Source organism: Pseudomonas sp. m6p, assembly GCF_055760375.1.
On the sequence record NZ_CM147084.1, the window covers coordinates 2,329,518 to 2,342,322 of the forward strand.

The 12,805-nt window shown below is 52.3% G+C and carries 9 protein-coding genes; 1 reads left to right on the forward strand and 8 read right to left on the reverse strand.

Annotated features, from left to right (window positions below; all coding sequences use genetic code 11):
* Positions 1 to 89 precede the first annotated feature (89 nt).
* The 3 genes from ACYZUM_RS10555 to ACYZUM_RS10565 are packed head-to-tail and all read right to left on the reverse strand — an operon-like array spanning position 90 to position 6,349.
* On the reverse strand, positions 90 to 4,169 hold the full coding sequence (locus ACYZUM_RS10555) for a hypothetical protein (RefSeq protein WP_473061329.1): 4,080 nt from the start codon (positions 4,167 to 4,169) through the stop codon (positions 90 to 92).
* 4 nt (positions 4,170 to 4,173) lie between these two features.
* The gene (locus ACYZUM_RS10560) at positions 4,174 to 4,896 is read right to left on the reverse strand and encodes a hypothetical protein (RefSeq protein WP_042559126.1); all 723 of its coding nucleotides are present in this window, start codon (positions 4,894 to 4,896) and stop codon (positions 4,174 to 4,176) included.
* On the reverse strand, positions 4,889 to 6,349 hold the full coding sequence (locus tag ACYZUM_RS10565; RefSeq protein ID WP_052491530.1) for a hypothetical protein: 1,461 nt from the start codon (positions 6,347 to 6,349) through the stop codon (positions 4,889 to 4,891). The genes ACYZUM_RS10560 and ACYZUM_RS10565 overlap by 8 nt, the downstream gene beginning before the upstream one ends.
* Positions 6,350 to 6,486: 137 nt before the next feature.
* Between ACYZUM_RS10565 and ACYZUM_RS10570 the strand changes: the two genes are divergently transcribed.
* Complete coding sequence (locus tag ACYZUM_RS10570) at positions 6,487 to 7,368, forward strand: BrxR family helix-turn-helix transcriptional regulator (RefSeq protein WP_042559125.1); 882 nt, start codon at positions 6,487 to 6,489, stop codon at positions 7,366 to 7,368.
* A 389-nt stretch (positions 7,369 to 7,757) separates the two neighbouring features.
* Here ACYZUM_RS10570 and ACYZUM_RS10575 read toward each other — a convergent pair whose 3' ends face one another.
* The 5 genes from ACYZUM_RS10575 to ACYZUM_RS10595 form a co-directional block, all read right to left on the reverse strand.
* Positions 7,758 to 9,593 carry a DUF4209 domain-containing protein gene (locus tag ACYZUM_RS10575; protein ID WP_042559124.1) on the reverse strand — a complete coding sequence of 612 codons (1,836 nt, stop codon included), beginning with the start codon at positions 9,591 to 9,593 and terminating at the stop codon, positions 7,758 to 7,760.
* Positions 9,594 to 9,883: 290 nt separating this feature from the next.
* Positions 9,884 to 10,291: a hypothetical protein gene (locus tag ACYZUM_RS10580; protein ID WP_142580062.1), complete on the reverse strand. Its 408-nt coding sequence runs from the start codon at positions 10,289 to 10,291 to the stop codon at positions 9,884 to 9,886.
* Between the two features lie 7 nt (positions 10,292 to 10,298).
* Positions 10,299 to 10,673 carry a hypothetical protein gene (locus tag ACYZUM_RS10585; RefSeq protein ID WP_042559123.1) on the reverse strand — a complete coding sequence of 125 codons (375 nt, stop codon included), beginning with the start codon at positions 10,671 to 10,673 and terminating at the stop codon, positions 10,299 to 10,301.
* A 40-nt stretch (positions 10,674 to 10,713) separates the two neighbouring features.
* The gene (locus ACYZUM_RS10590; protein ID WP_042559122.1) at positions 10,714 to 11,109 is read right to left on the reverse strand and encodes a DUF6957 family protein; all 396 of its coding nucleotides are present in this window, start codon (positions 11,107 to 11,109) and stop codon (positions 10,714 to 10,716) included.
* A gap of 21 nt (positions 11,110 to 11,130) precedes the next feature.
* Entirely contained in the window at positions 11,131 to 11,580 is a 450-nt protein-coding gene (locus ACYZUM_RS10595) for a hypothetical protein (protein WP_042559121.1), read from the reverse strand.
* Between the last annotated feature and the right edge of the window lie 1,225 nt (positions 11,581 to 12,805).

Here is a 12,805-nt window from a genome sequence, read left to right on the forward strand (position 1 = left end):
GGAACAGGCGGAGAATCGGTCACGTTGCTACCGAAATGAGCGGTCACGCGTTAGCGAAATGAGCGGTCACGATCAACCGAAACGGCCGGTCACGGTGCTCCGAAATCCGCACTCATGGCTTTGGCTGCCGTATCGACACGCAGGTGGCTAACCAACATGTAGAGGAACATGGCGATCACGGTACCTTGCCCGCCCGACTTCTTCACGTTGTTCACCGGCTGATACTGGAACTCGGTGTTCTGTTCCATTTTGAGGATCTGAAGACCGAAGGTCTGGCGAGGGGTGAAAAGGAGCAGGCACTGCGTGATGACCTCAGACCCTGTTTCCGGGATGAGGGTGGTTTCGATTAGGCGGTTGAGGTACTGGGCAATCTCGCTTTTGCGTTGGTCAGTCGACATGCCATGTAAGTTACTCGACATTTTCAGGATCGAGCGACCACTTACATAAGGCGTGCCAATTGGCATCGTGATCGACATTGCATGCTTGAGCAAAGACGTCGCTGACGCCACTTGGTTGTAGATCTCGGTAACGCATCGCTCGAAATCAGGAACCATTCCATCTAGTGTCCCCTGCAAAGCAGAAACTCGATCGGCGATCATGTCCGTGATGTGTTCATTATCGGCGCACGCCCGATCAAGATCCTCAGATGCGAACATCTCGGCAATCTGACCTTCGGCAGCTCGAAACTCGGACGTTCCTGCAATCCTGATCACGGCCTGGTATGCGTTGCTAGCCGCTGCGCGAAGCCGCGACACCTCACCTTCACGTGCGCGGAGTTTACGGATGATGTCAGTGACTATTTCACCAATATCATCTGAGAGCTCCACGTCTTGAGTCGCTAGATTTTTGCGGTCGAACGTAGCTTCGAGGTTCTTGAGATTGGAATGAAGATCTTTCAGCGACTGGCGTTGCTTGGCGGCTTTTACCTTCTGGATGCCAATTTGCTCAAGGGCTGTCTCGCGCTCGGCCTTTTTTTCCTCATAGAAGTCGAGGCGATTGCTGGCAGCAATGCGCAGATCGTCGTCCGCCAAGACTAACATCTCATCAGAAGGTTCGATTTGCTCGCGCTCTCGCCAATATTCCTTGATCGCTGCTTTGGCATCGGAATGGATTGACTGCTTTTCTTGCCGGGTTTTAGCAAGTTCAGTGAGCTTGGCTAGCTGGTTACCAATTTCACTTTCCAGATCCAGTTGCATGAGGGTTTTGACGATCTCACCGTCAACACCCGAGTATTCCTGGCGATAATTTTTTTCTGCTTTTTCCAGATCCTGGCGCTTAGCATTGAGCAGATGTCCGATAAGGCCAAGGCGCTCCTTTTCCTCCACGGATAGCAAAGCCATTGCTTCGGCATACCTTGATCGTAGTGATTCAAGGCTGTACACCTGGGAATCGGCTGAAGTTTCAAATTCAGGGTCGTACCGCCCAACCTGGTCGTGCTCAGTTCGGAGAAAAACCAAGCCCGGCTTAAGATTGCTCTCCTGCTTTGAAAGTTCGCTGACCTCTATAGTTTTTTCGGTCTTCGTGACATCAAGATCACGAATCTGGTGATCTATTTGAGAGAGCTTGGCCAGAATTTCTCTCAGAGAAGCCTGAGCTTCCTGGGCCGGCCCCTGCCAATTATCCAGGTAGTTGAGAAGCTGCTTCTTTCCACCGTCAAGGGCGGAGATTGCAATAGGCAACTGCTCTACTTTAGGCGTAATGGCTGCAATGGACTGTTCAAAATCTGTAATCTGAGCAGAGATGTTGTCGATTAACTCCACAGTCAAAGCAGCCTGCTCTTTAAGCCTGTCCAGCTCGTTTTCAGCACTTACCACCTGCTGGTGCGAGTAACTCACCTGGAAGGCCCTCAATTCGCTCAACACCGCCTGAGCGAGGTTATCCCGCTCTACAAACTCGTCACGCTCGTTGCTCACCTGGGCAATGCTGGCCTCAAACGTGGCCAGAGCCACCTGAGCAGCCTCACGGTTAAATGCCGAGTCATTGATAGGACGAAGAACAACACGCTCTGAATCAGCGCTCGTCGGCGTCAGTGAGGCAATGGCCAAGGTGACTGGTGCGGAGAGCTCCAGGTTAAACTCAGGCAGCAGACTCATTGCCCTATCCCACTCAACCGATGCGACGTTCACGCCGAGGTACCGGCTTGGGTCGGAAAGCACCAATGCCCTGGCTTCGTCTGCATCGTGACGAAGATCAGCCACGTAAGTGTTCGCAGCCCTGGCAGAGCGAACACCTGCTCTGGAAAGAGCCTCAACTACCTGCTCAACGTCAGTGTTTTTACCAGATAGGCCCGTATGGATGATTGACTCACGCTCACGTTCGAATTGATCCAGGCGAATATCTTTTTTCGATATCTCAGAACGGGTTTGCTCGATAAGCTTTTGAACATCGCCGACCAGAACCAGAGATCGTGGGTCGCAGGCGCCTTGAACCATATCTATCAGTAGCGGATTCATTTGCAATTTCTCAATCGCAAGCTCATGTTCGCTAAGGTATTTTTTAAGTGAGTCTTGGCCATTATTGGCACTGCTGAGCGTTTGATTTGCCTGCAAAGAGGCATGGCGTAGCTCATTGAGAGCAATCGTCATTTCGGAACGGCTAGCCTTAAGCTCTTTGAGTAGAGCCTCCTGTTCCTCAATGTTGTTAGTAAACCGATCAAGGGCGGCGCTGACATCGATGTCGGTAGGCAGCAATAACTGGCCGGAAATTAGACCGTCGTAGATTTTCTGAGCAGCATCGATTTTCCCCTTGAGAACTCCTTGCTGCTCGTTCAGATCGCCAGAGGTCTTATTCAGCTCTTTAAAGGCCTGGTCGATCTCTGTGATGTGTACTTGCGCAGCATCACGCTTCAGCACCAGCTGCCTTATGGTGTCGCTCAGCCTTCCAATTTCTTGCTCCAGTTTGTAACGAAGCAAGGAACCATTCCTGGAGCACTCTTGCTCAAGGGGTTTGAGCTCCTGAGTAATGGCCTCCTTCTTGACTTCCAGATCACGAAGACTGGTGGTGATCGCGTCGATCTCCCTAAGCGCCAGACCGGCCCTGAGGCCTTTAAGGTGAAGCTCACCTTGCTTGCTTTCCATGGTGACTTGGTTCAGGTTTTGAGAAGCAGCCTCGTCGTCCCGCTTCAGAATAAGGCCAGTGATTGCGACATAATCGGAATGCGCCGTGCTGCCATCTTGAAGGAGTTTGGTTGCAAGCTTTTCAAGATCTTCAATGGACTCACTGCTATTTCTGACTTCCGTTTCCGTCACAACCAGCCTGCTTCGCATAGCAGCAGTAACGTTCACCGCCTGTTGCTCGATGTTTTTTAGCGCTTCAGTAGCACCCAACAGTTGAAGGGCTGTACCGCTGAATGGCCCCATTACTTGCTGCAGGTGGCCAAACTGACGAAGTTTTTCCTCCAGACGTGGCTTTGACTTCAGATTATCCACCGCCTGCCCGACCATATTCCGCAGCTCAGCAGTCTGATCCTTGCTCATGGACAGATTCAGGAGTTTCGACACAAGGTCGCTTTCAGTATTGAATGAAAGAAAGCCTTCAGAGCTACCGCCCTCACGGCTGTTGAAAGCCACCTGCATTTTCAAAAGCTCAAGGTCGATCATCCTGCGATCTTCCAGATGAGACATCCATTCGTCCTGACGATGAGTGACGTAGAAGTCTCCGCCACTTAGGCGTGACGACTGCTGCACCCATCCAAGAAATTCCGGCATAGTTTTGACGGGAGCAATGGAGATATCTGGGACAGGAAGATCCTCCCACCTCAGTCCAGAATTGGCTTCAAAAGTGAAAAAGCGACGATCAACCTCAGATGCACGATCTGCGTGCTCTTTCACCACAACCGACTGACCAATAATGAGCGGATATTCTGCGCCACCAACCGTCTTGGCCGGCATGATGGCCTCGATGATTAGAAAGGATGGTCTGCCATCACGAGCGAAATAGTCGCGGAAGGAGTGTGTCTTCGACTGGAGATACTGGAGCCAACGATCCTGCCTTGGATCAAAGCAGCTGAAAATATAGGAGAGCAAAGAGGTCTTCCCACCCCCATTTTCAAGATTGACGCAGGCATCGCCGGGTGCATTTGTGTCCGGGTCGCAAAAGTCGAACGTGGTTTGCTCATACCAGCCAGTCGGGGCGCCAAAGTGATCGACGTAGATTCGAGAAATGCGCATGGATTCAACCCTCGACCTTAGAGGCTGCGGCCTCGACTACGGCCTTGAATAATGTAGGAAGTGTCAGCTCGCGAAGCTGAATTCGCAGCTGGTGAGTCGGCGTAAACGAGGTTTGCTCGTCGATGTCTTCTCGGCCCTCCTTTCGAATCAATCCATACTCGAGCATGCGGTTCAGGCAGACCGTGATAATTCCTTCGATAGAGCTAAGTGAAGCCCTTTCAGAGTTCGGAATCTTCACTGGCAAGCTCAGCATGTACTCCCAACCGGAGCGGGTTTCCTCCGCTGCGTAACTATCACCCTCGGCATCCTTCGCCAGGCCTTTGGCGACACTCAAAAGTTTGTCCCGGATGATCCCTAATGTCGCAGGAAATGGGGTACGCCCCTCATCGTCAAGGAAGTCGGATGTTGGGTAGAACACGGCCCCAATCGCCAAGTGGGCGAGCAACACGGCTACCTTTTGCTCTTCCGACATTTTGCTGCGGAAATCAGACATCCGGATTGAGAAACGACTGTCTTTACCCGATGGTGCTATTACTAAGCCCCGGTCGCTGATATCAAGCACAATCAGTGACATGCCTTCAGCAACACCTTGTACTGCCTCTGCGAAATCACGCTCAGCCCGGCATCGGGCTAAGAGCTGCCGGTAGACAGGATCGTTGTGGGGGCTGCTGTGGATCGCCATAGCCTTGTAGACCAGCGTGGCTGCATCCTGGAAGCTGTTACTCATCGCTCGTCTCCTGATTTGCAGCGGCCTGTTCGAATCGAAGGTTGTCACCAAACACAACCGAGCTTTCAAATTCACCGTCAATGATGGCGTGGCGATTCTTGTATCTGGATTCGCTGTCAGCAAATGCCCGGTATAGCTCAAAAGCGACAGCTTTCTGCTCCATGAATGTCAGCCCATCGTCCTCGGCCTGATCAAGAATCTGGCCTAAGTGCAAAATGTCCGAGCCGTGCATTTTTGGATCTAACCAACGGTGGACTTTGGAGATCATTTCCTTAGGGAATGGCATGGGGATTTCCAGGAAGTCCTCGAATTCACTTGGTTCATCCTCCGATTCGCCGGGCAGTTCGCTATTTCGCCGTTCAAGGAGCAAATGAAACAGGTTCGAGAGATCTGGAACCATTAGATTGACCGCAGGGTAAAGGCTAAGCAGAACCGTATCCGCAAAGGCAGCAATCTCACCTGTAGGTCGACCCATCAAATCAGGAAGGATGCTGTACTCGAGATCCGGAAGGCCGGATGCGCGGCGGGCTCTGAAGCCACTGACTTGTCCATCGAGAAAAACCTGCCCCGCCCCACCAATTTCAGTCAGAAGCTTCATGCGCTGAAGATTCGCGGCATCTAGTTGGCCATGCAGCCTGGAAAGTGGTGCCCTTGCCTCAGCGTTATCCAACTCCCTTATCTTCTCGGTCAATGATTCTTTCATTGAAAAGTCAATGGTCTGGCGCTCCTCAACATGCTTACGAGCATTATTGAGGGTTGGCTGGATGTCGGTGCTCCATTTCACAGAGCCTGGCGACCTGGCAGCCTGTCGAACAAAATCGCGGATCATCTGGCGATGCTCCACTGAAAGCGAGAGTGCCCGGTTGGCCAGGTCATAGGCCTGCTCGAAACGCCCATTTTCCATTAGGTAAACAAGCATTTTCTCGATGAGCACTTGATAGTCCTCAACCTCCAGGTCAAGCATTCCCATCAACACGAGGTAGCCTTCTCTTGTCGGGCTGTACCGGTAGTTTTGATCGAGATCTGGCTCGAAACGGATCAGCCTGAAGTTCAGAAATTTCGTTTCCCCGGAGGGGGCATGGAAATAGCTTTCCCTGTGCTCAATGTACTTTTTCGACTTGTTGCTTAGGGCATCCAATACGATATCGGCAATTCGACCTCGGCTCTCTTCATCGAGGGTGCGCTGCATAGAACCGGCAAGCATCTTCAAGTGATCACGCACCTCGCCCAAGGTGTAGCCCTGCTGTATGGCCGAGCCTTCCATCATAAAATACAAGGCAGCTAAGCACAGGTAATTGGTGTCAATGCTTTCGAGCAGATACGACCCGTCGTCGCGGGTGTGCATGAGCTTATTGAAGTCGAGCTTGAGGATGGGCCTGATCAGCAACAGGTTGCGCTGGTGTGACGTTAGATCGAGCAGAGCGCCGTAGCCGGAGGCGAAATAATCATCCATTATGGATTCCGATGTATTACCAAGCGTTCTGGTCGGTGGTAAGGCGGGAATGATGTCGAATCATTTTGATTTGATGTCGACATGTTAGCCGCAAGCGCTGAACCACCGCAACCCAGACATTACAAGCGAAAGCGTTGATGCCCCAAGATTTCTCAGATCACTCGCAATCTCAGCAGGAACGGCTGGCCTTCATTGAGCTGAACCTATGGTTCCTCGGAGAGGTAAGGCGACAAAGCCTCGTCAGGCGATTTCAGATCAAGACCGCCTCGGCCACCCGAGATCTAGCACTGTATGCAATGCTCGCGCCCTGCAACATGGCTTACGATACAGGCACTAAGACCTACTTCATTTCGGACGGATTTTCGCCGCTTTACGAGTTCAGTACGGATCGCGTGTTGACCTGGTTGAGTCAGGGGTTCGCGGATGGGGTACCAAGCATCGTGCTTGGAGGCGCTTTAGCAACCCTTCAGTCTGTACGTATCGACCAGCCGAATTTGACTACTCTGGGCGTCGTTACGCGAGCAATTTCCCAGCGACTTCCGCTGAAAATGAGCTACGAATCATTGAACGGATCGAGTGAGCGCGTGATCGTGCCCCATACGCTGGTTGATAATGGTCTGCGATGGCACGTAAGAGGGTTTGATAGGAAATCTGGGGAGTTCCGGGATTTCGTCATAACCCGCATCGTAAATCCTGTCATAGAGCAAGTCGGGTCTACCCTAGCTCACGAGTCCGGCAGCAATGACATCGAATGTGTTGGTACGGTGGTGCTGGAGCTAGTCCCCCACCCTGATCAACCTAGGCCTGAAGTGACAAGACTTGACTACGGAATGGTCGATGACCTGATCAAAATTAAAGTCCCGAGGCTAATTGCTGGCTATACGCTCAGGCAGTGGAGTGTTGACTGCTCACCCAATCATAGTCTCCAGGGGCATGAGTTCAGACTGTGGCTCCGCAATGCTGATGTTTTGGATGGAGTCAGCAACGCATTGCTCGCGCCCGGATACATTCGAAAATGAAGGGTTAAGAACTCGCTCCACTGGAACCGGCACTGCTCGGAATTACCGAGTACCAACGAATCTGGAGCCCCGGGCGTCATAAACCAGTAGATAGCGAAAGAGAGTCGTGATATCTGGGGTTCTGGTTGGTATTCCTTGATCGATGGCAGAAGTTTCTCCTCCATCCGAGGTAAGCCGGGCCCGCCGACCCGAAGCAGACATTAAAAACTGGACTGCCCCCGGCACCATAGACAGCTCCAGCGGCCCGCAGGCGATCTGATCGCGCGACGAATTTCTTTCGACACGATATCTATCAGTCTTCCTTTCGCGGGCCCATCGGTTGTTGCCGCTCGATCAACACCTGCAGGATGAGTTGTGATTTCAGCGCGCACCACGATCTCGGTAAGTGGCTATTTATTCCTTACCGTCTCCCAGAATGGCCCAGAGATATATTTGAGAAAAAACCACCACGCATAGACTATGGATTCTGAATAGAACTGGCCGTCATCCATCAAACCATGCGCGAAGGTATTTCTTAAGTTTGGCCCATATGGGCTGCAGAAGACTGCTTTGATCTCAAAGGCTACGTTCTCCCCTAGCAACTCAGTAACACCCTCCACATCCATCAAGGTGCTCAGCCCATTTTCAGTGACGATGCCATCAGCGTTGGATGTTGATGTGTTCAGTCCAGCGTCCTTCATTCGATGACGAATTATCGCCTCGAGCTGCGGAATGAGAAAATGGGCGGCCATGCCGAAGTCACCTGCAAAGCCCCAGTACAGTCCTTTGCCGATCATTTGAGTGCGGTTCGGAGGAACAAGAGACGACGCCTTGGCCATTTCGACCATATCCATCTCCTTGATGCAATGCTCCTCGGAGATGAACGCGAGCGCCGGGACAATGCCCCCGCGTACTGTTAGCTTGATGGTGTGCTGATGCTCGCTGACCATTTTGGCTTGGATAGTATGCTCATCGGATTCAGACAGCTCTGCATCGAAGGAAAGTGGAGGGCGCTTTGCGATGACCCTCCCAGTTCCGTCAAAAAAAACTGCGCCTGTCAGTGAGCTTACTATCCCTGTCCGCAATGACTTGAGGGCGTCCACTCGCGCGTCGTTCGGAGAACAAAACGGGTACAACATAGTTAGGTTGTATACCGCATCGCCTAAAGACTTGCCTTGGACGAGAACTCTGGTTCGTGCGACCAAGTCAGTTATGTCAGTGCGGGTAACGATTGTAGCCATTTGTTCCACAACCCGGGCGCCGGATTCGGCGATTCTTTGGCGGAGAATGGGTAATACCTTCTCTACATCTAGCTCAGCGCGAAGCGCACCCGGAACAGAGCGGTAGATCTGAAGAGCGTTTTCCAAGGCGTTCTGCGCGACAATCGGATGCGTCTGCTCACCTCTCAGCTCAGCCTCCGATACCCACGTCTCTGCGACAGCTACTGTCATTTTCGCCCCCATAAGAACGCGATCAGACAAGGCGAATCCCCTAGACGCGGCCTCATAGCATGTACGAGCTTTGAATATGCCCTTACTCTCATCAAAGGAGCGTCCAAGCTCAGCCAGCATTTCGGGAAGTGCAGAAGTGTCGGGATGGTCGAGCCTGAACTCCATGACCGTCTGAGCGAGACCAACGGCGAACACAAGTTTCTCTTCAATGGCTCGTCTTGTGGCATCCATGATCGTCGCAGTGATGACCGAAAGACGATCCCCTCCCCCTGCCCCAATTTGTTTAGCGAGTGTGAGAGCCCGATGAAGACATTCCCTGCCTTCCTGATGCCAGCAGTCATCATTTATAGGTACTGACGCGTAGCCGTCGATCGCAGCCAGCGCGTGGCGAATGTGCCTGAAGCCTGGCGTAATCCATAGTAAGTCCGAAACCCTCGCCTTTAAGAGCCCATCGGGTAAGTCGTCAACCACATCTCGAAAGAATTCGAACTCTTCGATCGCTAAGGTTGCCGGCGTCATCGAATGCCGGTTTCCCATGACCAGATAAGGTCTGAATGGCTCGTTGTGATTGGACACATCCAGCATCATTGAGCAGAGATCCGACATCAGCCACCATACCCTCGCATCTTCGAATGCCCCCTTCGCCGAGGCGGTTGTTGCAAGACCTCTTAGGGCTTCGGATAGAGCTGAATAGGTCGGCTCGATCTCGCAGGTAGCGAGCTGTAACTCAGCTTGTCGAAATGCGTCGACACGTAAAGCGGTGACTGCAGGGAAACGGGCGCTATGCTCCGACACGGAATTCTCCTTTCAGGCCAAGGGAGCGTGTTTTTACGTTGATCCATGTTTAAAAGCAAAGGCTGTGAAGGTCGCCCAGTCTCCCGCATTGAGAACAACCAAGGTTGTTTCCATTTCAGCTGTAAGAGTCATGGGCCGCACTCAGCACCCCACGCAAGCGGAGCGCGCAGGCTGGTACAGCCGAAGGCGTGAAGGATGGAAGCCCGTAGGGCTGGGACACGGCGGAGCGCGGGGCCCGGTTCACGACAGCCTGGCCGCGCACAGCGGCACGCTCCCCGGAGAAAGCTACATCAGATCGAACGGTGTAGTTCGGTATTACGGTTGTGGGCCGAACACAGCGTGGCAACCCACTTTCCTCCGACGAGCCCGCCTGGCGCCCCGCACATCTCACAAGTTTTCAGCGAAAGCTCCGCAGCCAAATCAACAGCTCCACGACAATACGCATCACCACCGTCATAAAAGAAATGAAGCTCGCCAAATTTCGATTTGATCTGGGCGACAGTCACCGGCATGACATCAGGATGCCGTGTTAGATGCGACTGCAAGGTGTCGCAAAGGGACAAAAGAAGATCGCGCCAACCTGGATCGCAGTAGATCTCATCCACTCTAGGATCCGAGAAAAGCTGCGGATAACGCGCTCTGAACTCTTCAATCTCGATTTTAGGTAGAGCCTGGTCGTTCGAAGGAATATCGTTCATGTTCAGCTCAGCACGGTAGCTCTAGTTGCGGTTCTGCCGTCTTTAGATAACTCAGCAGACTCTCGCTCCCACCATCCCGGCGAAATGTGACGAGCACGAACCTGCCGCCCGCCTCATCTGACAAGACCCAATAACCCTCCTCCTTCTGCGCCATTACCACGACGCCCGTTTGAATAATGCGGCCGTCTTCAAACCTTCCATGAGCGTCATCGCCTTGATGTCCGAATATCACTCCAACACATGTCCGGGACTTAATGAAGGCTTCAGTGAGGTATGCAGTAACCGGCTGATCGAAGCCTTGAGAAACTGCTCCGGCTATGCACTGGAGATCAAAGTCAGAATGCTGTTTGCTGTGAAAATCTACATCGATGGAGCCGGGCATTAAGTGTCCTTACACATGGACTGACCACTGCTATACGCGATCAGAAAAAAGAGAAAATCGTTTTGAGGCCCGCCGTTAGGCGTCGACCAGGGCCGACCAACACATACACTGTGTTCTTCGTCTCAGCCAGGATGCTACCGTCGAACGATATGCACATACTCGACCTCACCCAATCACCAGGCTGAAAGCGACCACGGCTATCTTCTATGACTCGATGGGCAAAGACCACCAATGGAAGATGGCCAGCAGCGTGAATCTTGGCCAGATCATCAGCGGACACATTTGCCTGGAAAAGCGTCCACTGCTCGACCAGGCAATAAGCTTTCTTGGGAAAGCCGTCAGACACGAGTGCGCGAGCCTCATCCAGGCTCAGCGATACACCGTCTATAGAAGTATGGTCATCATTCAATAGCTCGTTACCATCCGCGCCAGCCATTAACGCTGCTCCTCTGACAAGTCAGTGCACACCCTGCCCCACGCTGCGATCGTAAAGGGGTCGCATGCTGGTCAACGTCGTCACATCCAGACTGGAACGATAGGAGTCGTGGTAAATGGAGCCACCCTCCACCGTCACTACACAGACGGCTTCACCTTCTGAATCGTGCCCCAAGGCCAAGCTCTCGACCTTCTCCATCCGCCAAGCGTCGCCACCATTCATGTTGGCCGGGGTGACAATCTGGATCTCTTTTACGAAGACCTCAGCGTCTTGTGACTGGAGCACTTGCTGGAGCTTGGGCTCGTCATTGATCATCAGTTCAAACTCATGTGCCCTGCCCTTCACGATCATTTTCACGGTGAGGTGGAACCAGTGCTTTCTGAGCATTCTGGAAACTGCATGCCAGTGCGCAAGCCCTTCGCCGAAGAGTCCTGGGACGCCTGCTAAATCATTGTCGTCTGTTCTAAACATCGGTTTCTCGTTGAATCCATCGCGAAGGCGATGCATAAAAATTCGGATGACTAAACTGCGCCAGCCCTAGGGTGGAACGTACGATCCCCCCGAGATCGCCTAAAAGCGGACTATCTAGGAGGCGCGCGCGACTTTTGCATACCATATCCTGGACAGAGCACCGACATTCCATTGCGCCGCCTGTGACGGAAATATTCCAGAAATTGTCTGAGGATCATTGAGCTTGAGGCCGCGGATCGCGCTTGGGCTCGAACGAGTCGCTGGTGATTTGTGCAATTCAGGGAATATATTCCATGGATTGAATTTAATCAATGTGGCTCTATCCTCAGCTTTGAGGAGCCGCCATGTCATTGAGAAATTCATTAGCCGCAGTCCTTCGGCTCATGAGAATTTCGCGAGGCCTCAGCAAAGACGACTTCCAGGGGGTAATCGACCCCAAGCACTTGTACAACCTGGAGAGCGCCCGAAGCAGCGTCACGATCGATACGCTCGAAGCAGTGGCATCGGTGCTGCAAGTGGATGCCCTTACCCTTCTCACTGTCGCAGCGAGTCTCGAGCAACGCGAATCTCATGATGAGTTACTCGGACGCCTCGGGATCGAAGGTAAGCAACTAGCCGAATTGGGTGTGCTCGCGAGATGGCATGGAGAGTTTCAGAACGGGTCTCTTATTGCTACGCAGTCTGGTAGAAGGACATCTCCAGATAAGGTTGAAGCGATCCTTAATTGCCGCGCTCGAGGGCTAAGCAGAAAAGAAACGGCCGGTGAAGTGGGCGTTTCTGCGACTACGGTGGGTAGGATTTGGAACCGCGTAAGCAAGTAACTTTCTATGCGAACGCTACGAAGATAGCCTCATCTTGCGGGCGGTCTCTGCCTTGACGATCGCGGTTTTTTCAAGGTCTTAACAACCCCCTTGGATTCATTAAGCATACTCTCTGCTCGGCTTGGATCTATAAGTCGGATGATATCGAGCGCCGTAAACTCATAGTTCTCTGCTAGCAAGTCTAGCTCAGTAAAAAAAGATACAGCCTTCACCACTTCAGGATCGCGCAACAAAGGAATTAACGATTCGTACTCCTTAGTAATTCTGTTTGTTATAAACAGAAGCTCTTGAACTCGATTCATTTCTGCTTCACCTCAGGGGTCAAGATTAAATTTGCTCAACACTGGCACTCGATAAACTTTTTCCTCGATCAGGCAAGTCATTTTGATCTCGTGATTCGGTGT